At 72.6% G+C, this 21,295-nt stretch carries 19 protein-coding genes; 11 read left to right on the forward strand and 8 right to left on the reverse strand.

Annotated elements, in window-relative coordinates:
• Nucleotides 1-160 precede the first annotated feature (160 nt).
• Nucleotides 161-1,234 carry a redox-regulated ATPase YchF gene (gene ychF / locus ACWGJO_RS24575; protein ID WP_452186880.1) on the reverse strand — a complete coding sequence of 358 codons (1,074 nt, stop codon included), beginning with the start codon at nt 1,232-1,234 and terminating at the stop codon, nt 161-163.
• A gap of 316 nt (nt 1,235-1,550) precedes the next feature.
• Between ychF and ACWGJO_RS24580 the strand changes: the two genes are divergently transcribed.
• Nucleotides 1,551-2,189, forward strand: coding sequence for a DUF6542 domain-containing protein (locus ACWGJO_RS24580; RefSeq protein ID WP_452186882.1), 639 nt, complete (start codon nt 1,551-1,553; stop codon nt 2,187-2,189).
• Between the two features lie 47 nt (nt 2,190-2,236).
• On the opposite strand, the gene ppgK is transcribed toward ACWGJO_RS24580, so the two are convergent.
• Nucleotides 2,237-2,983 carry a polyphosphate--glucose phosphotransferase gene (gene ppgK / locus ACWGJO_RS24585; RefSeq protein WP_452186884.1) on the reverse strand — a complete coding sequence of 249 codons (747 nt, stop codon included), beginning with the start codon at nt 2,981-2,983 and terminating at the stop codon, nt 2,237-2,239.
• A 195-nt stretch (nt 2,984-3,178) separates the two neighbouring features.
• On the reverse strand, nt 3,179-4,153 hold the full coding sequence (locus tag ACWGJO_RS24590; protein ID WP_359899533.1) for a 4-hydroxy-3-methylbut-2-enyl diphosphate reductase: 975 nt from the start codon (nt 4,151-4,153) through the stop codon (nt 3,179-3,181).
• 120 nt (nt 4,154-4,273) lie between these two features.
• Between ACWGJO_RS24590 and ACWGJO_RS24595 the strand changes: the two genes are divergently transcribed.
• From ACWGJO_RS24595 to ACWGJO_RS24610, 4 genes are all read left to right on the forward strand, one after another.
• Entirely contained in the window at nt 4,274-5,656 is a 1,383-nt protein-coding gene (locus ACWGJO_RS24595) for an APC family permease (RefSeq protein ID WP_452186886.1), read from the forward strand.
• Nucleotides 5,657-5,666: 10 nt separating this feature from the next.
• Nucleotides 5,667-6,878, forward strand: a complete 1,212-nt coding sequence (gene xseA, locus ACWGJO_RS24600) for an exodeoxyribonuclease VII large subunit (protein ID WP_380550005.1) — start codon at nt 5,667-5,669, stop codon at nt 6,876-6,878.
• A gap of 60 nt (nt 6,879-6,938) precedes the next feature.
• Complete coding sequence (locus ACWGJO_RS24605) at nt 6,939-7,193, forward strand: exodeoxyribonuclease VII small subunit (protein WP_452186888.1); 255 nt, start codon at nt 6,939-6,941, stop codon at nt 7,191-7,193.
• A gap of 110 nt (nt 7,194-7,303) precedes the next feature.
• Nucleotides 7,304-7,906 (forward strand): malonic semialdehyde reductase, encoded by a 603-nt coding sequence (locus ACWGJO_RS24610; RefSeq protein WP_452186890.1) that lies wholly within the window; start codon nt 7,304-7,306, stop codon nt 7,904-7,906.
• An 85-nt stretch (nt 7,907-7,991) separates the two neighbouring features.
• Here the strand turns inward: ACWGJO_RS24610 and ACWGJO_RS24615 are convergent, their stop codons facing one another.
• Entirely contained in the window at nt 7,992-8,528 is a 537-nt protein-coding gene (locus ACWGJO_RS24615; protein ID WP_359899524.1) for a DUF4245 domain-containing protein, read from the reverse strand.
• Nucleotides 8,529-8,743: 215 nt separating this feature from the next.
• Between ACWGJO_RS24615 and glpX the strand changes: the two genes are divergently transcribed.
• Entirely contained in the window at nt 8,744-9,784 is a 1,041-nt protein-coding gene (glpX, locus tag ACWGJO_RS24620) for a class II fructose-bisphosphatase (protein WP_030055344.1), read from the forward strand.
• Between the two features lie 87 nt (nt 9,785-9,871).
• On the opposite strand, the gene ACWGJO_RS24625 is transcribed toward glpX, so the two are convergent.
• Complete coding sequence (locus tag ACWGJO_RS24625) at nt 9,872-10,249, reverse strand: WhiB family transcriptional regulator (protein WP_380357098.1); 378 nt, start codon at nt 10,247-10,249, stop codon at nt 9,872-9,874.
• Nucleotides 10,250-10,565: 316 nt separating this feature from the next.
• Entirely contained in the window at nt 10,566-11,330 is a 765-nt protein-coding gene (locus ACWGJO_RS24630; RefSeq protein ID WP_452186892.1) for a DUF1707 domain-containing protein, read from the reverse strand.
• A gap of 147 nt (nt 11,331-11,477) precedes the next feature.
• Between ACWGJO_RS24630 and ACWGJO_RS24635 the strand changes: the two genes are divergently transcribed.
• Complete coding sequence (locus ACWGJO_RS24635; protein WP_452186894.1) at nt 11,478-13,145, forward strand: fumarate hydratase; 1,668 nt, start codon at nt 11,478-11,480, stop codon at nt 13,143-13,145.
• A gap of 104 nt (nt 13,146-13,249) precedes the next feature.
• Here ACWGJO_RS24635 and ACWGJO_RS24640 read toward each other — a convergent pair whose 3' ends face one another.
• Nucleotides 13,250-14,008 (reverse strand): GntR family transcriptional regulator, encoded by a 759-nt coding sequence (locus tag ACWGJO_RS24640; RefSeq protein WP_452186896.1) that lies wholly within the window; start codon nt 14,006-14,008, stop codon nt 13,250-13,252.
• Between the two features lie 137 nt (nt 14,009-14,145).
• Here ACWGJO_RS24640 and ACWGJO_RS24645 point away from each other — a divergent pair, with 137 nt between their 5' ends.
• On the forward strand, nt 14,146-14,421 hold the full coding sequence (locus tag ACWGJO_RS24645) for a hypothetical protein (RefSeq protein WP_452186898.1): 276 nt from the start codon (nt 14,146-14,148) through the stop codon (nt 14,419-14,421).
• A 182-nt stretch (nt 14,422-14,603) separates the two neighbouring features.
• Here the strand turns inward: ACWGJO_RS24645 and ACWGJO_RS24650 are convergent, their stop codons facing one another.
• Nucleotides 14,604-14,888, reverse strand: a complete 285-nt coding sequence (locus tag ACWGJO_RS24650; RefSeq protein ID WP_452186900.1) for a hypothetical protein — start codon at nt 14,886-14,888, stop codon at nt 14,604-14,606.
• 213 nt (nt 14,889-15,101) lie between these two features.
• Here ACWGJO_RS24650 and ACWGJO_RS24655 point away from each other — a divergent pair, with 213 nt between their 5' ends.
• The 3 genes from ACWGJO_RS24655 to ACWGJO_RS24665 all read left to right on the forward strand — a co-directional run bounded on the left by ACWGJO_RS24655 (nt 15,102) and on the right by ACWGJO_RS24665 (nt 21,257).
• Complete coding sequence (locus ACWGJO_RS24655) at nt 15,102-18,056, forward strand: AfsR/SARP family transcriptional regulator (protein WP_452186902.1); 2,955 nt, start codon at nt 15,102-15,104, stop codon at nt 18,054-18,056.
• A gap of 574 nt (nt 18,057-18,630) precedes the next feature.
• Entirely contained in the window at nt 18,631-19,302 is a 672-nt protein-coding gene (locus ACWGJO_RS24660) for a class I SAM-dependent methyltransferase (protein WP_359899589.1), read from the forward strand.
• A gap of 230 nt (nt 19,303-19,532) precedes the next feature.
• Nucleotides 19,533-21,257 (forward strand): ATP-binding SpoIIE family protein phosphatase, encoded by a 1,725-nt coding sequence (locus ACWGJO_RS24665; RefSeq protein WP_452179642.1) that lies wholly within the window; start codon nt 19,533-19,535, stop codon nt 21,255-21,257.
• Nucleotides 21,258-21,295 lie beyond the last annotated feature (38 nt).

The following is a 21,295-nucleotide window of genomic DNA, read 5'->3' on the forward strand; positions in this document are numbered from 1 at the left end:
CAAAATTTGGGGGGGTTGTTTTTTTTTTTTATAATAGACAGCACTCCCGGGTTTAACAATAATTACCCCCGGGTATTTTGGTGTGGGTCGTACTCCTTGGAGTCCGACCCTCTCCGACCTGCACACTTGCCAAATCAAGTGACATCAAGTAACGACATGATCACACGTTGAAGCGGAACTCCACCACGTCGCCGTCCTGCATGACGTACTCCTTGCCCTCGATGCGGGCCTTGCCCTTGGAGCGGGCCTCGGCGATGGAGCCGGTCTCGACCAGGTCGGCGAAGGAGATCACCTCGGCCTTGATGAAGCCCTTCTGGAAGTCGGTGTGGATGACTCCGGCGGCCTCGGGGGCGGTGGCGCCCTTCTTGATGGTCCAGGCGCGGGCTTCCTTGGGGCCGGCCGTCAGGTAGGTCTGCAGGCCGAGGGTGTCGAAGCCGACCCGGGCGAGGGTGGCGAGGCCGGGCTCCTCCTGGCCCATGGACTGGAGGAGCTCCAGGGCCTCGGCGTCGTCCAGCTCGATCAGCTCGGACTCGATCTTGGCGTTCAGGAAGATCGCCTCGGCCGGGGCGACCAGCTCGCGCTGGGCGTCCTTGAAGTCCTCGTCGGCCAGCTCGTCCTCGTCCACGTTGAAGACGTAGAGGAAGGGCTTGGCGGTCAGCAGGTGGAGCTCACGGATCGGGGCGGTGTCGAAGCCGGCCTCGAAGAGGGTCTTGCCGGTCTCCAGGATCGCCTGCGCGGCCTCGGCGGCGGCCAGCACGGGGGCGGTGTCCTTCTTGAGGCGCGCCTCCTTCTGGAGCCGCGGCAGGACCTTCTCGATGGTCTGGAGGTCGGCCAGGATCAGCTCGGTGTGGATGGTCTCGATGTCGTCCTTGGGCGACACCTTGCCGTCCACGTGCACCACGTCCGGGTCGGTGAAGGCGCGCACGACCTGGCAGATCGCGTCGGACTCGCGGATGTTGGCGAGGAACTTGTTGCCCAGGCCCTCGCCCTCGCTGGCGCCGCGCACGATGCCGGCGATGTCGACGAAGTCGACGGTGGCCGGGAGGATGCGCTGGGAGCCGAAGATCTCGGCGAGCTTGGCCAGCCGCTCGTCCGGGACGCCCACCACGCCGACGTTCGGCTCGATGGTGGCGAACGGGTAGTTGGCCGCCAGCACGTCGTTCTTGGTCAGGGCGTTGAACAGGGTCGACTTGCCGACGTTCGGCAGGCCGACGATTCCGATCGTGAGCGACATGAAGCGCAGTCCCGTGGGCTTGGAGGAGTTGGGTCGGCACCGTACGGGCCGACCCCCAAGTCTACGGGCAGCCCCCGCCCCGCCTCACAGCTCGTCGCCCCACCGGACACGGACGGGCCGTTCGAAGGTGAGATCGGTCATGCCGTCCCCGGCGAGGAGACCCGTGCGCGGATCCGGTGACCGTGGTGCGCCGAGCCGACGGGGCAGGTCAGCCGACCTGAGTGACGATCACATCACTGCTCCGTACGAAGACACGGGCCAGGACCTGAACGGTCCATTACACAGTGTGGCGATGATCGGACCGTACGTTGGACGGGTGGAGCAGAGCATCCGTACCCAGCCGCCAGGGCCCAGACGCCGTCCCCCGACCCGCACGAACGCCCCCGCCGTCCCCGGTCCAGGCCGGGCTCCCGAGGCCGCCGCGGCCCCCTCCGGGCCCGCCCCCGCCCCCCGGCCGCGCCCGGCGGCCGGACCGTCCGCCACCGCCCGCCCGGCCGGCCCCCGGCTGCGCCTGCGCCTGCCGTTGCGCGGGCGCGGGCGCGGCGACGACCAGCTGTACGGGCGGCGGCGCACCGGCCGGCCGGCCCGGCTGACGGCCATCGGCACCGGGGTGGTCGCCGTCCTGGCGGCGCTCGCGGTGGCGGGCCTGGACCGGCTGCTCTTCGACGACCTGGGCTGGCTGTTCGGCCTCGGCTACCTGGTGGTCTGCTTCCAGCTGGCCGTCCGGGTGCGCTACGCCGATCTGCTGGCCGCGCCGATCAGCGGGCCGATCGCCTTCGCGCTCGCGCTGCTGCTGCTCGAACCGGTGAGCTCCCCCGGCGTCACCGCCCAGGTGGTCTCGCTGGCGACCGGGCTGGCGCTGCGGGCCGGCTGGCTGTTCTCCGGCACCGGGCTGGCCACGCTGATCGTGCTCGCCCGGTTCGTCGCCCAGCGCCGGATCCACCGCGCCCGCTGAGCCCCTCCCCACCGGTCGCCGTGATGCCGGGGCCGGGGGCCCGCCCGTCAGCCCTCCGCCCGGGCCGCCGCCATGGCGGCGCCGACGATGCCCGCGTCGTTGCGCAGCTCCGCCGGCACCACCCGTGCCTCGCGGTCCTTCAGCAGCGGCAGGAACCTCTCGTGCTTGCGGCTCACCCCGCCGCCGATCACGATCAGCTGCGGCGAGAACAGTCCCTCCACCAGGTCCAGGTACTCGTCGACCCGCCCGGCCCACTGCTCCCAGTTCAGCCCGTGCCGCTCCTTGGCCGCCGAGGAGGCCCGGCGCTCGGCGTCCTTGCCGCGCAGCTCCAGGTGGCCCAGCTCGGTGTTGGGCACCAGCGTGCCGTCCACGAACAGGGCGCTGCCGATGCCGGTGCCGAAGGTGAGCACCAGGACGACGCCCGGCTCGGCCCGTCCGGCGCCGTGGGTCAGTTCGGCCAGCCCGGCCGCGTCCGCGTCGTTCAGGACGGTCGCGGGCATGCCCAGCGCCTCGCGGAAGAGGCCCGCCGCGTCCAGGCCGATCCAGCCCTTGTCGACATTGGCCGCCGTCCTGGTGCGGCCGTCGACGACCACGCCGGGGAAGGTCAGCCCGACCGGGCCCTGGTGGCCGAAGTGGCGGACCACCTCGCAGACGGCGTCGACCACGGCACCGGGGGCGGACGGCTGCGGGGTGAGCACCTTGTGGCGCTCCTCGGCGAGCGTGCCCCGGGCGAGGTCGACGGGCGCGCCCTTGATCCCCGAGCCGCCGATGTCCACGCCGAATACCGCCGTCATCACGTCACCCTCCGCCGTCGGCCGCGGACCGGGCCGGTTCGCGGCCGGTGGATTGTCCACAGCCTGTGCACAAAACTACGAGAGTGCGCCGGGGCCTGCACAGCAGGAAGCCGCACCACATCGAGCCGGGCGGCACGGGGCCGCACGACGGAAGGGCCGGCACCCCGTGCGGGGTGCCGGCCCTTCCGGGCGGGGTCAGAGCTTGCCCGCCGCCTCGGCGCGCAGGTCGCGGCGCAGCTCCTTGGGCAGCGAGAAGACCAGGTGCTCCTCGGCGGTCTTGACCGTCTCGACCGTGTCGTAACCGCGCGCGGCCAGGAACTCCAGCACGCCGTCGACCAGGATCTCCGGCACCGAGGCGCCGCTGGTCAGGCCGACCGTGGTGACGCCCTCCAGCCACTCCTCGCGGATCTCCTCGGCGAAGTCCACCAGGTGGGCGGCCTTGGCGCCGTACTCCAGGCCGACCTCGACCAGGCGCACGGAGTTGGAGGAGTTCTTGGAGCCGACCACGATCAGCAGGTCGGTCTCCGGGGCCAGCTGCTTGACCGCGACCTGGCGGTTCTGGGTGGCGTAGCAGATGTCGTCGCTGGGCGGGCTGACCAGCTGCGGGAAGCGGTTCTTCAGCTCGCCGACGGTGGCCATGGTCTCGTCCACGGACAGGGTGGTCTGGGACAGCCAGACGACCTTGGACTCGTCCCGGACCTGCACGTTGGCGACGTCCTCGGCACCGTCCACCAGGTGGATCCGGTCCGGGGCCTCGCCCATGGTGCCGATGACCTCCTCGTGGCCCTCGTGGCCCACCAGCAGGATGTCGAAGCCCTCGTCGGCGAAGCGGACGGCCTCCTTGTGCACCTTGGTGACCAGCGGGCAGGTCGCGTCGACGGTGGCGAGCTTCCCGGCCCGCGCCTCGTCGTGGACGGACGGGGCGACGCCGTGCGCGGAGAAGACGACGATCGAGCCCTCCGGCACCTCCTCCGTCTCGTCGACGAAGATCGCGCCCTTCTTCTCCAGGGTCTGCACCACGTACTTGTTGTGGACGATCTGCTTGCGGACGTAGATGGGCGCCCCGTACTGCTCCAGGGCCTTCTCCACGGCGATCACGGCGCGGTCGACTCCCGCGCAATAGCCCCGGGGGGCGGCGAGCAGGACACGGCGCTGCGCGGTCTTGGACATGGCTCCATCGTACGGGCGGCCGCGACCCGCGCTCGTCCTCCCGGCCTCCCGCCGGGCCGCCCCACCAATGGCGGACACTTTCCATGCAGACCCGGTCAACAGCACCCAAATATGGTGTCCATGAGCTCTGTGAGCGAGCAGGCGACGCCGAGCGGCCTGCGCCGCAGCCTGGGCGTGCGCGATCTGATGGTCTACGGACTGCTGTTCATCGCCCCGATGGCCCCGGTCGGCGTGTTCGGCGTGCTGGACGCCAAGAGCCACGGAGCCGTCGCCACCGTGTACCTCGCCGCGACGGTGGCGATGGCCTTCACCGCCTCCTCGTACGCCCAGATGGTGCGCGCCGTGCCGCAGACCGGCTCGGTGTTCGCCTACGCGCGGGCCGGGCTGGGCGAGGGCCCGGGTTTCATCGCCGGGTGGATGGCGATGCTCGACTACCTGCTGATCCCCGCGGTGGCCTACCTGTTCTCCGGGATCGCGCTGAACTCCCTGGTGCCGGACGTCTCGCGCTGGGTCTGGACGGCGCTCGCGGTGGTGGTGACCACCGCGCTCAACCTGGCCGGGGTGCGGACGGCGGCGGCGATCGGCTTCGCGGTGCTCGCGATGGAGATCGCGGTGCTGGTGGTGTTCATGGCCGCCGCCTTGGTGGCGCTGGCCCAGGACGGCGCCCGGCGCGGCTGGGACACCCCGTTCACCGCCGTCGGGGACTTCTCGCTGACCGCGGTGATCTCGGCGGTGTCCGTCGCGGTGCTCTCCTACCTGGGCTTCGACGCGATCGCCACCTTCGTGGAGGAGGCGGTCGGCGCCTCGGCGGCGGTGGCCCGGGCGGTGCTCTGGTGCCTGGCGCTGGCCGGGGTGCTGTTCGTCGCCCAGACCTACCTGGCGGCCCTGCTGGAGCCGACCGGACCGCAGCAGCTGGCCGCCGACCCGGCGGCGCAGGGCTCGGCCTTCTACGACACCGTGGAGAGCGGCGTCGGGCACTGGCTGCACGTCCTGGTGGCGGCCAGCAAGGCGATCGGCGCGGCCTTCGCGGCCCTGGCCGGGCAGGCCGCGGCCGGGCGGCTGCTCTTCGCGATGGCCCGGGACGGCCGGCTGCCGCGGGCGCTCGGTTCGGTCGACCCGGCCAGCGCGGTGCCGCGCCGGGCACTGCTGGCGGCCGCGGTGATCACGATGGCGGCGGCGGTCTGGGCGGCCAACCGGGACGACGGCCTGGACCGGCTCACCTCGGTAGTGAACGTGGGCGCGCTGACCGCCTTCGCGCTGCTGCACGCCTCGGTGATCGGCTGGTACGCGGTGCGGCACGGCTCGCGGCGGTGGCTCCCGCACGTGGTCGTGCCGGTGCTGGGGATCGCGGTGATCGTGGCGGTCGTGTACGAGGCCTCGGGCACCGCGCAGCTCGTCGGGCTGGTCTGGCTGGTGGTCGGCCTGGTGGTGCTCGCCGTCCAGGGCTCCGCCGGCCGGGGCGGCACCCGCGGCGGTCCCGGCCGTGTCGGCGGACGCCGCTAGCCTCGTACGCATGGCCAACACCAGCTCCCCCGAAGCGCCGCTCCCGGTCGGCAAGGTCTCCGCGCTGATCGGCGGCTGGATCGACCGGCTCGGCGCGGTCTGGGTGGAGGGGCAGATCACCCAGCTCAGCCGCCGCCCCGGCGCCGGCGTGGTGTTCCTGACCCTGCGCGACCCGCAGGCCGACGTGTCGCTCACGGTGACCTGCTTCCGCTCGGTGTTCGACCAGGTCGCGGACGTGGTGCAGGAGGGCGCGCGGGTCGTCGTGCACGCCAAGCCGGAGTGGTACGCGGCGCGCGGGCAGCTGTCCCTGCGCGCCTCGGAGATCCGCCCGGTGGGCCTCGGCGAGCTGCTGGCCCGGCTGGAGCAGCTGAAGCGGCGGCTCGCCGGGGAGGGCCTGTTCGCGGCGGAGCGCAAGAAGCCGCTGCCGTTCCTGCCGCAGTGCGTCGGGCTGGTCACCGGGCGCGGCTCGGCGGCCGAGCGGGACGTCCTGGAGAACGCCCGGCGGCGCTGGCCGGCCGTGCGCTTCGAGGTGCGCAACGTCCCGGTGCAGGGGGTCAGCGCGGTGGAGCGGGTGAGCGCGGCCGTGCGGGAGCTGGACGAGCACCCCGAGGTGGACGTGATCGTCGTGGCCCGCGGCGGCGGCAGCGTGGAGGACCTGCTGCCGTTCTCGGACGAGGGCCTGGTGCGGCTGGTCGCGGCCGCCCGTACGCCGGTGGTGAGCGCGATCGGGCACGAGCCGGACCAGCCGCTGCTGGACTTCGTGGCCGACCTGCGCGCCTCCACCCCGACCGACGCGGCCAAACGGGTGGTTCCGGACGTCGGTGAGGAGCTGGCCAAGGTCCGCCAGCTGCGCGACCGCGCCCGCCGGCAGGTGCTGTCCCGGGTCGAGCGCGAGCAGCACGGGCTGGACGGGGTGCGCAGCCGCCCGTCGCTGGCCGCCCCGCACCGGATGCTGGACGGTCGGGGACAGGAGGTGGACGGCCTGCTGGAGCGGGCCCGGCGCACCCTGCGGCACCGGCTGGACCACGCGCAGAGCGACCTCGGGCACACCCTGGCCCGGGTGGTGGCGCTCTCCCCGGCGGCCACCCTGGAGCGCGGCTACGCGGTGCTCCAGCGCACGGACGGCACGGTGGTGACCGACCCGGCGCAGGTCGCGCCCGGCGAGGGGCTGCACGCGCGGGTGGCGGGCGGCGGCTTCGACGTCACCGCGACTCCCGGGTAGCCGCCCGCCACCGCGGGCCGGGGCTGGGGAGTGTCGGCCCGAGCCCCTACGCTGGCACCCATGGCAGAGCAGCAGGAGCAGCAGGACGCGGCGCCGAACCCGGACGACGCGCTGGGCTACGAGCACGCCCGGGACGCGCTGCTGGACGTCGTCCGGCAGCTGGAGACCGGCGGGACCTCACTGGAGGAGTCGCTGGCCCTGTGGGAGCGCGGCGAGCAGCTGGCGAAGGTGTGCCAGCGCTGGCTGGACGGCGCCCGGGCCCGGCTGGACGCCGCGCTGGCCGCCGAGGAGGGCGCGGCCCCCGACGGGGAGTGAGGCGGATCACATCCGCTTGGGGAATCGTTGAATCTTCACCTATGTTGGAGGAAGTGAACGGCCACGGCCGATCACCCCGACGAACCCCTTTCCGCATGAGGTGCAGAAGCATGACCACCGACGCCCTGGTACTCGACGCTGCCGCTCAGGACCTCCTGTTCCGCGAGGCCCGCACCGCCAACACCTTCACCGACGAGCAGGTCTCCGACGAGCAGGTCCAGGCCATCTACGAGCTGGTCAAGTACGGCCCGACCGCCTTCAACCAGCAGCCGCTGCGCGTCGTCCTGGTCCGCTCGGCCGAGGGCCGCGAGCGCCTCGTCCGGCAGATGGCGGACGGCAACAAGGCCAAGACCGCCGCCGCCCCGCTGGTCGCCATCCTGGCCGTGGACAACGAGTTCCACGAGGAGCTGCCGACCCAGCTCCCGCACTTCCCCCAGGCCAAGGACCTGTTCTTCTCGGAGCGCAGCGTCCGTGAGCAGTCCGCCACGATGAACGGCGCCCTGCAGGCTGCCTACTTCATCATCGGCGTGCGCGCCGCCGGCCTGTCCGCCGGCCCGATGACCGGCTACGACGCCGAGGGCATCAACAAGGAGTTCTTCGGCGACGGCGAGCACTCGGTGCTGGCCGTGGTCAACATCGGCCGCCCGGGCGAGGACGCCTGGTTCCCGCGTTCGCCGCGCCTGGCCTACGACGAGGTCGTCACCACGGCCTGATCCGCCCCGCGCACGCCGAAGGGCCCCGCACCGGTTCGTCCGGCGCGGGGCCCTTCGGCGTGCCCGGAAGGCGGGCGGAAGCGGGCTACTTGAGCGCCTGCGCCAGCTCGGCCAGCTCCTCGTAGGAGGCGGTGCCGGTGAGCAGGGTGGTCCCGGGGCCGGTCTGGACGGCCAGCGCGCGGTCCTTCTCGCCCTGCACCCGGTCCCAGGTACGGCCGGCCACCTCGGAAGTGCCGTCCGACGCGGCGCCCTTGACGTGGTCGGCCAGCAGGGAGTCACGCGGCACGTCGCTCTGCTCGATCGCCGCGTACCGGCCCGAGGGGGTCACGAAGCCCAGGTGCCAGGCGTTGCCCTTGCCGTTGTTCTGGTCGGCCGGCCGGTAACCGACCGAGGTGGCCCGCCACTTGTCCGACAGCCCCTCCGGGGAGAGCAGCGGGTACGGCGCGGCGCGCTTGGCGGAGGCCGCCTCCACCCGGTACCCGACCACGCGCACCGGGTCGCCGCCGGATCCGTGCGGAAGGAACAGGTACCCGATCCCGACGACGAAACCGACGGCCAGCATCGACAGGACCATGTCCCGTACGGTCTGCCGGCCCCTCATGCCCTTGCTGTCTGCTGCCACCCCCACATGGTGACTCATCCACATCCCCGGGCGGTCACCAGGGGTGTCCACGGACGGGTGATACCGGGCGAATCGGTGGTTTCCGCCACAGAGCAGCGACCTGCGCCACAGACAGTCATCTCGTGGGCAGATACGATCGCAATACCCTCACCACGGCGTTCGACCTGGCAGTAGTCGGGCGCTCACTGGCCGTCGCGTACAGAGAGGTAACGACGATGACCACGCAGTACCCGCACCACCTTCCCAGTGCCCTGGAGGTCGCGCCCGAGGCTCCGGACCGGAACCTCGCGCTCGAACTCGTCCGGGTCACCGAGGCGGCCGCAATGGCCGCCGGCCGGTGGGTCGGACGTGGCGACAAGAACGGCGCGGACGGTGCCGCCGTGAAGGCGATGCGCACCCTCGTCTCGACCGTGTCGATGAACGGCGTCGTCGTCATCGGCGAGGGCGAGAAGGACGAAGCCCCGATGCTCTACAACGGCGAGCGGGTCGGCGACGGCACCGGCGCCGAGTGCGACGTCGCGGTCGACCCGGTCGACGGCACCACGCTGACCGCCAAGGGCATGAACAACGCGGTGGCCGTACTGGCCGTCGCCGACCGCGGCACCATGTTCGACCCCAGCGCCGTGTTCTACATGGACAAGCTGGTGGCCGGCCCGGAGGCCGCCGAGTTCGTCGACATCACCGCCCCGGCGGCGGTCAACATCCGCCGGGTCGCCAAGGCCAAGGGCAGCGCTGTCGAGGACGTCACCGTCGTCGTGCTCGACCGCCCGCGCCACGACGGCCTGGTCCGGGAGATCCGCGAAGCGGGCGCCCGGATCAAGTTCATCTCGGACGGCGACGTGGCCGGCGCGATCATGGCCGCCCGCGAGGGCACCGGCGTCGACCTGCTGATGGGCATCGGCGGCACCCCGGAGGGCATCATCGCGGCCTGCGCGATGAAGTGCATGGGCGGCGTGATCCAGGGCCGACTGTGGCCCAAGGACGACGCCGAGCGGCAGAAGGCCCTGGACGCCGGCCACGACCTGGACCGGGTCCTCACCACGGACGACCTGGTCAGCGGCGAGAACGTGTTCTTCGTCGCCACCGGCATCACCGACGGCGAGCTGCTGCGCGGCGTGCACTACCGCTCGGAGACCGCCACCACCAGCTCGCTGGTGATGCGCTCCAAGAGCGGCACCATCCGCGAGATCAACTCCACCCACAAGCTCTCGAAGCTGCGGGCGTACAGCGCGATCGACTTCGACCGCGCCAACTGAGCCCCACCCGAGCGCGCTTCGCGGCCCCGGCGGAATCCCCCTCCGCCGGGGCCGCGGTGCGTCGCCGTCCCGCTCCCGGGCCCGTCGTCACCCGGCTATCCGGCGCCGCGCGGCCGCCGTCACCAGGGCCGCCTCGCGCAGCTCCGTGTCCCGGCGCCGCCGCCGGGCCAGCACCACCCGCCGCTCGGCGGCCGTCAGCCCGCCCCAGACCCCGTACGGCTCCGGCTGGGCCAGCGCGTGCTCGCGGCACTCCAGCAGCACCGGGCAGCGGGCGCACACCTGCTTGGCCTGCTCCTCGCGCGACAGCCGGGCCGCCGTCGGCTCCTTGGAGGGCGCGAAGAACAGCCCCACCTCGTCCCGCCGACACGCGGCGCCGGTGTGCCAGGGGTTGTCCTCGCCCGCGGGGGAACCCGCCGGGCCGCCCTGCGGCTGCGGCTGCGGACGGACGCCGGGGCGGCGCTCCAGGACCTGCGCAGCGGCCACTGGAGAGGTGGTGCGGGACTCGATCGGATGCAGCACGGCCGTACTCCTGACGAGGCTCTCGGACACGGGGACCCCTCGCTCCCCCGCCGGCCGCGAGCCCCCGCTGTCCAGCCCGGGCACGGCCGCTCGGCCGCCTCCGGTGCGCAGCCGTCCAAGAAGCGATGTGCGGAAGGAACTACCCCACCCGGCCGCGATTCATGCACACTGCACGCAATCGACTACGCAGAGCACCGGCCGCAACGCCGAACGCCCGACCGGGAGTTGATCCCCGATCGGGCGCTGTGCAGGTCAACGGCGGTCAGTCGGTGCCGAGTTGGCGCCGCACCCATTCCTTCAGCTTCTTGCCCCGGCGCGGCTTCGCCTCGCAACCACCGAACAGCGCAAGGCCCTTGATCCGGACAACCGGAGCGTACGGGTCCGCCGCGGTCGTCTCCCGGACGTCGAAGCCGCCGAAGATGCCGATGCCGGATCCCTGCAGGCTCACGTTCTCCGGGACCCTGACCTGCACCCCGCCGAAGATCGCCGTCACCGTGATCTCCACCTCGGGGGACTCGAACACGGCGTCGGTCAGGTCGATCTCCACCCCGCCGAACGCGGCGAAGGCGCTCAGGTGCGAGCCCACCCGCCAACGGCCCTTGCGGGCCGCGCCGCCGAAGACCGCCACCACCGTCGGCGACTCCTGGCGCGCGGGCGGCTGCGGCGGCGGGCCCTGCGGGGCGCTCAGCGGCTGCTTCTCGAAGGACAGCGGGCGGGCCGGCAGGTCCCGGGTCAGCGGCACGAGGTCGCCGAAGGTCTTCGCGGCGTACGCGGCCCCGATCCGCTCCGCGTGCTCGTCGGCGTCCAGGCGGCCCTCGGCGTAGGCGTCCCGCAGCAGTTCCGCGACCTTCTCGCGGTCGGCGTCGGAGACCCGCAGGTCCGCCTCCGCGACCGGCGCGTGCGGCCGCGGCGCGGCCTCGGCCCTGGTCTCGGGCCTGAGTTCCGGCTTGGGTTCGGGCTTGGTCATCGGTACGGGCGCCGGCACCGGCGGCTGCCCCGAATCGTCGTGCGACGGCGAGTTGTCCACGGGGTCAGCCTAGTCGCTCGCACTCCTGCGCGAGTGAGCCCGGTCACGCAAGGCTGCCCTGTCCGCATGCCGACTTCCACCGGGTCCTACCCTGGATGATGCTTCGCCGACGCAGCCGGACCAACTGGACAGCTAAGGACCGCCCCCATGGCTCCCACGCCAGACTTCGAGTACAGCGACCTGCTCCCCCTGGGCGCTGACCCGACCCCCTACCGCAAGATCACCTCCGAGGGTGTCTCCACCTTCGAGGCCGGCGGCCGCACCTTCCTCCAGGTCGAGCCCGAGGCGCTGCGGCTGCTGACGGCCGAGGCGATGCACGACATCTCGCACTACCTGCGCCCCGCCCACCTCGCCCAGCTGCGCCGCATCCTGGACGACCCGGAGGCCAGCCCCAACGACCGCTTCGTCGCGCTCGACCTGCTGAAGAACGTCAACATCTCGGCCGGCGGCATCCTCCCGATGTGCCAGGACACCGGCACCGCGATCGTCATGGGCAAGCGCGGCCAGAACGTGCTCACCGAGGGCGGCGACGAGTCCGCCGTCGCGCGGGGCGTCTACGACGCGTACACCAGGCTCAACCTGCGCTACTCCCAGATGGCCCCGGTGACCATGTGGGACGAGAAGAACACCGGCAACAACCTGCCGGCCCAGATCGAGCTGTACGCCACCGACGGCGACGCGTACAAGTTCCTGTTCATGGCCAAGGGCGGCGGCTCCGCCAACAAGTCGTACCTGTACCAGGAGACCAAGGCCATCCTGAACGAGGCGAGCATGCTCTCGTTCCTGGAGCAGAAGATCCGCTCGCTCGGCACCGCGGCCTGCCCGCCGTACCACCTGGCCATCGTGATCGGCGGCACCAGCGCCGAGTTCGCGCTGAAGACCGCCAAGTACGCCTCGGCGCACTACCTGGACAACCTGCCGACCTCGGGCGACGCCAGGACCGGCCACGGCTTCCGCGACCTGGAGCTGGAGGCCAAGGTCACCGAGCTGACCCAGAAGATCGGCATCGGCGCCCAGTTCGGCGGCAAGTACTTCTGCCACGACGTGCGCGTGGTGCGCCTGCCGCGGCACGGCGCCTCGCTCCCGGTCGCGATGGCCGTCTCCTGCTCCGCCGACCGCCAGGCGCTCGGCAAGATCACCGCCGAGGGCGTGTTCCTGGAGCAGCTGGAGACCGACCCGGCGAAGTACCTGCCGGACACCACCGACGAGCACCTGGACGACGACGTGGTGCGCGTCGACCTCGACCAGCCGATGTCCGCGATCCGCGCCGAGCTCTCCAAGTACCCGGTGAAGACCCGGCTCTCGCTCACCGGCACCCTGGTCGTCGCCCGCGACATCGCCCACGCCAAGATCAAGGAGCGCCTGGACGCCGGCGAGGGCATGCCCAAGTACCTCCAGGACCACCCGGTCTACTACGCGGGCCCGGCCAAGACCCCCGAGGGCTACGCCTCCGGCTCCTTCGGCCCGACCACGGCCGGCCGGATGGACTCCTACGTCGACCAGTTCCAGGCCGCCGGCGGCTCGATGGTCATGCTCGCCAAGGGCAACCGCAGCAAGCAGGTCACCGACGCCTGCGCCGCGCACGGCGGCTTCTACCTCGGCTCGATCGGCGGCCCGGCCGCCCGCCTCGCCCAGGACTGCATCAAGAAGGTCGAGGTGCTGGAGTACGCCGAGCTCGGCATGGAGGCGGTCTGGCGCATCGAGGTCGAGGACTTCCCGGCCTTCATCGTCGTCGACGACAAGGGCAACGACTTCTTCCGCGAGACCACCGAGGGCCCGCTGATCACCAACCTGCGCGTCCGCTCCAAGGAGTAGTCCCGCACGCCCCCGCCCCGCCCCGGTCGCCCCTGCGGCCGGGGCGGCGGTGTTCCCGCGCGGCGGACGGCAGCCGGCCGCGGCCGGTGGGCCCCGTCCGGCGCTCAGGCGTCGAAGTCGTACTCCAGGACGTAGGAGGCGGCGTCCAGGATCATCTCGTTGAGCTCGACGACCTGGCCCTCGTCGGCGAAGGCGGTGCGGCAGATCAGGATGACGGGGGTGCCGGCGGACAGCTCCAGGCGGGCGGCCTCCTCGGCGCCGGGCATCCGGGAGCGGACCTCCTCGCGGAAGTGCACGGGCTTGGCGCCGATCTCGGCGAGCCGGGCGTAGGTGCCGCCGGGGCCGGTGTCCTCGCGGGTGATCGCGGTGCCCGCGACCAGGACGGCGGGCAGGTAGGAGGTCGACAGCAGCACCGGCTTGCCGTCGAGGACGAAGCGGCGGTGCCGCACGCACATCGGGGCGCCCGGGGCGGCCCCGAGCATCCGGGCCACGTGCTCGGGCGCGCCCTGCTCGGTGACGGACACCTGGTCGACCACCAGGCTGCGGTTGTCGATGTCCGCCGACCATATCGACCGGCCGGACCCCCACTGCCCCTGCGCCAGCCGCTGGATGCCGCGCCGGCGCAGCGGCCGGAAGTCCCGGACGAACACCCCGGCGCCGCGGCGCGCCTCGGCGATGCCCTCGCTCTGCAGCACGCCCAGCGCCTGGCGGGCGGTCATCCGGGCCACGCCGTACTCGTCCATGAGGTCGTTCTCGCCGGGCAGGCGGTCGCCCGCGCGGTACCGGCCGGTGTCGATGGCCGCTTTCAGCGCTTCGGCGATCCGCTGGTACTTGGGCTGCTTGTCGCCATTGCTGCCGGTCATCGCCGCTCCCTCTGCCTCGGACAAATCGTAGGCGTGCCCGCGGTCGCCGGTAAGGAGATACGACCGTTGACATCTCTAGAGATATTAGCTTCTCTAGAGATGCTGGCCAGTCGCCGACCAGAGCGAGGAGCAGCACGGTGAGCACCCGACAGCGAAACACCCCGGCCTACCGGCCCCACGTGGGTGAACTCGTCCTCGACCGGAGGACCGGACGCACCGGCATCTACATGGACACCGTCGGCGGCGAGCACTACCTGCGCCCCGAGCCCGGCGGCCGGGAATGGACGGCCGACCCCCACCAGGTCGCCCCCGCCCCCGGGGCGGGCGATTCAGCCGAATACGATCTTCCTCGGCAATTTCGGCAGAACGCGGGCAAACAGCGGCATTCCGACCACCGCAATACCCCCGGGTGAATCCGGAATTCCGGAACGTCCGCACCCGCCGTCGGGCACGTTACGGATATCACCGGTCACCATGAGTGCACCGCGGGCATGTTTCGGCCACCCGGTCGACACCTATGGGGAATTGGCGTGCCCATAACCACCGGTGCCCCCGCGCCCGGACGGGGGCGACGGGGGCACTCGACCGGCACGGCTCACGCGTGGCCGAAGACGATGCTCTCCGGCTCGTACTTCTCGCCCGGCTTGCCGGTGTCCGGCTCGGCCGGCTCCAGCAGGTGGTCGGCCTCGTCGCCGAAGATCCCGTTCTCGATCGCGTTCTTCCGGTCGGCACTCGGCTCGGTGTACTCGGTCGGGTTCGAGGTCGCGGCGACCGCGCCCTCGACAGCCTGGCCGGCCTCCACAGCGGAGTCCGGGGCCGGGGTCTGCGCCTGGTTCTCGGGCGTCGACGGCACCGGGGTCTCGCTCTGGTCGTTGGCCATTGGCGGCCGCCTTTCGGTCATCAAATGTCGTCGGCCCGACCGGCTTGGCGCGGGCGCGGGCACAGTATCGTAGGGTTGATTAAATGTCCGATAAACATCGTGCGACTTGCGGGACCGTCCGGCAGAGTCGGGCGTCCGCCTAAGCTGAAGCACCGCGGCGGACCGCCGAGCGCCCTTTCACGAAATCGACACCACAGGCCATCGGGGGACTTCATGGACTTTCAGGAGACGCCGCCCTCGCCCGCGCTGCGCTTCCAGGTCCTCGGCCCGGTGCAGGCCTGGCTCGACGGGAAGCCCGTCTCCCTCGGCTCCCCCCAGCAACAGGCGGTCCTGAGCGCCCTCCTGCTGCACGCCGGCCGCCCGGTCACCACCCAGGACCTGGTCGACGCCCTGTGGGGCGATCGCCCCCCGGCCCAGGCGGTCGCCGCCCTGCGGACCTACGTCTCCCGGCTGCGCTCGGTCATCGAGCCGCGCCGCGAGGTCCGCGCACCCGCCGAACTGCTGGTCTCGGTCGCCGACGGCTACGCCCTGCGCATCCCGGGCGAGGCCCTCGACCTGACGGTCTTCGAGCGGCTCTGCGCCGAGGCCGCGGCCGCCCGGACGAACGGCGACAAGCAGGAGGCGCACCGGCTGCTGACCGAGGCACTGGGCCTGTTCAGCGGCCGCCCGCTCACCGGCATCCCCGGCCCCTACGCCGACACCCAGCGGCTCCGACTGGCCGAGCGCCAGGTGGCCGCCGCCGAGGACCTGTGCGCCGCCGCCCTCACCATCGGGCAGCACGCGGAAATCGTCGGAGAGCTCAACAACCTGACGACGGAACATCCGCTGCGCGAACGGCTGCGCGAACTCCTGATGCTGGCGCTGTACCGCTGCGGCCGCCAGGCCGAGGCCCTCGGCGTCTACACCGACACCCGCAAACTGCTCATCGAGGAACTCGGGGTGGAACCGGGCGTCGGCCTGTCCACGATGCACACCCGCATCCTCGCGGCCGACCCCGCGCTCGCCCTCCCGGCCGTGCCCGAAACGGCGGCGAAGGGCCGGCCCACCGCCCCGGCACCGGCCCAACTCCCGGCCGATGTCCTGGACTTCAGCGGCCGCACCGAGCTGGTGAGCGACCTCTCGACGGTCCTGATGAACGCCACCGGCCAGGCCGTGGTGGTCACTTCGCTGGCCGGCATCGGCGGCGTCGGGAAGACCACCCTCGCGGTCCACGTCGCCCACCGGGTCCGGGCCGAGTTCCCGGACGGACAGCTGTACGTCGACCTGCGGGGCGCCGGCGCCTCGCCGGCCGACCCGGTCGTCGTCCTCGGCGACTTCCTCCACGCCCTCGGTGTCACCGAGAACCCGGAGTCGATGGAGCAGCGCGCGGCGCTCTACCGCTCGCTGCTCGCCAACCGGCGGATGCTCATCCTGCTGGACAACGCGCGGGACGCCGACCAGATCCGGCCGCTGATCCCGGGCGTCTCCGGCTGCGCGGTGCTCGCCACCAGCCGTTCCCGGCTCGCCGGCATCCCCGGCGCGCAACTGTTCGACGTCGAGGAGCTGACTCCGCGGGAGGCCCTGGCACTGTTCTCGGCCATCGTCGGGGAGCAGCGGGTCGCCGCGGAGCCGGAGGCGGCCATGGCGGTGGTCACCGCGTGCGGCTTCCTGCCGCTGGCGGTCCGCATCGCCGCCGCCCGGCTGGCCAGCCGGCCGCGGTGGAGCGTCTCCGACCTGGCCCGTCGGTTAGCCGACCAACGTCACCGCCTGGACGAGCTCCAACTCGGCAACCTCGCCGTGGAGACCACCATCGGGCTCGGCTACGGACAGCTGTCCACGGCCGAGGCCCGCGCCTTTCGACTGCTCGCGCTGATCGACTCCCCCGACATCCCGCTCGCGGCCGCCGCGGCACTCCTCGGTGTGGACGAGGACACCGCCGAGGAGCTCGTCGAGGCCCTGGTGGAGGCGAACATGCTGGAGTGCTTCACCCCCGGCCGCTACCGCTACCACGATCTGCTCCGCCTCTACGCCCAGCGGCAGAACGACCGGTCGGGCGACGGCGGGGAGCAGGAACGGGCCGTCCTGCGGCTGCTCGACCTGCTGATCCCGACCGTCCGCAACGCGGCCCGGACCCTCGAACCGGACGACCCCGAGCCCGAGCTGCTCACCACGCCGTCCTCGCCCGGGATCGGCCTGCCGACCAGCGGTTCCGCCCAGTCCTGGCTCCGGAGCGAGAGCGCCCTCCTGCTCAACTCCACGGCGGCGGCGGCGAACGGGCCCCGCTCCTCGCAGCACGCGGCGATCGACCTGTTGATCCTGCTGTACGGCCTCGATCCGGACCCGACCCACGGCCCCCAGGTACGGCCGGTCCTGGAAGCCCTCGGACGCGAGGCGGAGCTCCGCGACGACTCCGCCGCACTCGCCCGGGTGCACTTCGTCCTGGGGGCCCTGAACTACGTCACCAGTGACTTCCAGGGCGCCGAGCACTCGCTGCGCCGCAGTCTGGACCACCAGTCACCGGACGTCCCGACCGTCCAGCTGCTGGCCACCGCCAACATCCTGGGCGTGATCCTGAGCCTGGGCAACCGCCCGGCCGAGGCCCTGCCGTTCATGGAACAGGCCCGGGCCACCAGCCAGGCGGTCGGCGCGCCGACCGCCGAGGCCCGCATCGTCAGCAACATGGCCCGGGCACAGCACCGGCTCGGGATGACCGAGACGGCGGTCCGGTCCGCCGGTGACGGTGTCGCCGCCGCCCGGGAGTCCAAGAACGGCCCGCTGCTCGCCCAGACCCTCTACCAGCTGGGTGTGGTGCTCTCCGGCGGCGACGCCGTTCCGCACCTGCGGGAGGCGCACCGGCTCTACCAGTCGCAGCAGAACCCCCTGTGGGAGGGCTACACCCTGGCCAGGCTCGCCTCGGCCCTGCTGGTCGCCGAGCAGCCCGCCGAGGCGGCCTCGGCGGCCGGCGAGTCGCTGGCGATCGGCCAGGAGCTGGGCTCCGCCTACTGCCAGGGCCTGGCGAACGCCGCACTGGGGGAGGCCCTGTTGGCGCTCGCCCAGCCGGCTCGCGGACTCGCCTGCCTCCAGGAGGCCCATGCGATCTTCACGCGGCTCGGTGTGCCTGAGGCCTCCCCCGTGGCGGACCTCATCTCCCAGCAGCACACCGAGCCCCTCTCTCCCCCCGCGCCGTAAGGCTTCCGCTCCCCCGCGGAGAACCTCCCCCGTTCCGCGCGTCGGCGCTCCCGCAGCCCCCCGGCTGCGGGAGCGCCCTCAACGCTTCCCCGGCGCTGGACTCCACTGTGCACCGGACCGATTGACGTTCGATAAACGTCCGATAGTCAGCCTGCAGATCGGCAAAACCGCAGGTCATCGACGTTCCCCTGGCGCGCTGTCCGGCGTGCGCGGCCGCGCGCACAACCCCGCCCGCACCCCCGTGCTTCCGCAACCCCGGCCACAACCACCCAAGCACGGCGAGTTGGCCGGAAAGGGACCCCACGGCACAGTGATCACGCATATTCTCAGATGCCAGTACGCACACGAGTGTCTGCTCGGAAACCCATCGGGGTGCAGTCCGTCCGCGTGGTGCGCAGAGCGTGACGTACCGCCACCGGCAGCGGCCCGCGGGGTCGCGGAGGAGCCACCGGAGGCCACGGGTGGAAGGGTGCCTCGCAACGTGACGACCGGACAGATATCGGACCCGTTCCCCGTCGACGAGGACGCCGGCGACGACGAACCCGAGGTACGGCGGCGGCGGGCGGCCCGGGCACTGCAGGCGGTCGCCTTCGACACCATCGGCACGGAGTACGGCGAGGCGTTCCCCGCCAAGGACGGACAGCTGGCCTGCGGCCGGCGGCTGCTCGCCGAGCTCGAACCCGGTGCCCGGGTGCTGGACGTGGGCTGCGGCACCGGCGAACCGACCGTCCGCCAGCTGGTCGCCGACGGTCTGCGGGTGACCGGCGCGGACCTCTCCGACGGCATGCTCACGCTGGCCCGGCGGACCGCCTTCCCAGGCGTGTTCGCGCCGGTGTTCCATCGGATCGACCTGTACGATCTGGCCACCGAGCGTGCGGACCGGGTCTGGAACGCCCCCGAACTGGGGCCGGACGGCCGGGGCCGCTTCGCCGCCGTCACCGCGTTCTTCTCGCTGATCCTGCTGCCGCAGGACGAGATCCCGACCGTGCTGCGGCAGCTGCGCGAACTCCTGCGGCCGGGCGGACTGCTGGCGCTCGGTATGGTCGAGGCGGACCTGGATCACGTTCCGCTTCCGTTCCTTGGCAGAGAGCTGCGGATCAGTGGGTATCTGAGGGAGGATCTGGAGCGGGTTCTGGTCTCGGCCGGCTTCGCCGTCGAGGAGTGCTCGGGGCATCCGTACGCACCGGCCAGTACCTCGCTGCCGCCGGAGGAACAGCTGTTCCTGCGCTGTCGACGCGTCGGCTGATCGAACCGGGACAGGCCCGGCCGCACCCGCGGCCGGTGCAACAGAACAGCTCACCGACCACACCGAATCCAGGACAGGCAGCCGTGCGCGACCAGCTCAAGACCGAGGCGGAGCAGCCGCCCGCCGTCCCGGGCCAGCGCCGCCAGGTCCCGGCCGCGACACCGGCCCCGGCGACGGCCCTGCCGGCAGCCCCGGTACGACGGGCGGGCGCACGGCCGGAACGCACCGAGATGGCGGACCGCCTGGCGTACCTCGACTCGGCGACCCGGCGGATCAACAGCGCCCTCGACCTCGCCGCGACGCTGCGCAACATCGGCCGGGTGCTGGTCCCGACGCTCGCCGACGCCGCCGTCGTCCACCTGCGCGACCCGCTGCCCAACGTCGAACGCGAACCCGGCTTCCCGGAGGAGCTGCGGATACACCACAGCACCGGCACCCGGATCGGCCGCCGCGGCCGCCCGAGCGGTCTGGACGACCGGCGCCGCTCCCGCTACGGCGCCCGCTCGACCGCCGACGGCGGCCCGGCCACCCCGGTGACCCGCGGCGGGGCGCTCGCCCACGCCCTGCTGAGCCGCCGCCCCGCCGAGGCCGCCGTCCTCGGCACCCCCGCCGCCGAACGCGCCGAGACGCTGCTGCGCGAGCTGTACGGCACCCGCGGGGTGGCCCGGCTGGCCGCCGGAACCTCCGTCCTCGCCCTGCCACTGCGCGGGCGCAAGGCCGTGCTCGGGCTGCTGATACTGATCCGCCGCCCTCCCGAACGCACCGGCCGCCCGGTCTTCGACGCCGCGGACACCGCGACCGCGGCGCACCTCGCCACCCAGGCCGGGCTGGCCGTGGACACCGCACTGCGCTACGCCCGCGAGTGGGAGATCGCCAACGAACTCCAGCGCAGCATGCTGCCGCTGCGCCTGCCGCAGTCGCACGGCGTCCGGATCGCCCAGCGCTACCTGCCCGGCGAGCGCGGCGCACAGGTCGGCGGGGACTGGTACGACGCCGTCCCGCTGCCCGGCAACCGGGTCGCCCTGATCGTCGGCGACGTGATGGGCCACTCGCTCACCTCGGCCGCCATCATGGGCCAGCTGCGCACCAGCGCCCAGACCCTGGCCGCCCTCGACCTGCCGCCGCACGAGGTGCTCTACCACCTGGACGAACAGGCCCAGCGGCTCGGCCGGGAACAGCACCTGGCCACCTGCGTCTACGCGGTGTACGACCCGATCGCCAACCGGGTGGTGATGGCCAACGCCGGACACGTCCCACCGGTGCTGGTCCGCCCGGACGGCATCGCCGAGCTGGTCGAACTGGACTCCGGGGCACCGATCGGCGTCGGCGGGGTGGACTTCAACTCCGTCGAACTGCCCGCGCCGCCCGGCTCGGCCCTGCTGCTGTTCACCGACGGCCTGGTGGAGACCCGCACCCGCCCGATCAGCGACGGCCTGGAGATGCTGCGCGCCCGGATCGCCGCCGCCCGCTGGCAGTCCCCCGAGCAGCTGTGCCAGGAGGCGCTGCGGATCCTGCCGCCCGGCGACCGCGGCGACGACATCGCCCTGCTCGGCGCCTGCTTCGACGGCATCCCGGCCGGGGACGTCGCGCACTGGTACCTCCAGCCGCGCAACGAGACTCCGGGCCGGGCCCGCCGACTGGCCGCGCACACGCTGCGCCGCTGGGGGCTGGACGAGCTGAGCGAGGCGACCGAGCTGATGGTCAGCGAGCTGGTCACCAACGCCGTCCAGCACGCGACCCGGCCGGTCACCCTGAGCCTGGTGCGCACCGCCCGGCTGCGCTGCGAGGTCGGCGACGACAGCCCGCTGCTGCCGCGCCCGCGCCGCACCGGGCCGGAGGACGAACGCGGGCGCGGGCTGCAGATAGTGGCCCGGTGCGCGGACCGCTGGGGTGCGACCAGGCTGGGCACCGGCAAGGTGGTCTGGTTCGAACAGCGGCTGCCCGCGGGGATGTGACCGCGCCCCCTCACACGCGGGGGCGCGAACGCAGGAGC

The sequence above is a fragment of the Kitasatospora sp. NPDC054795 genome (genome assembly GCF_053611565.1).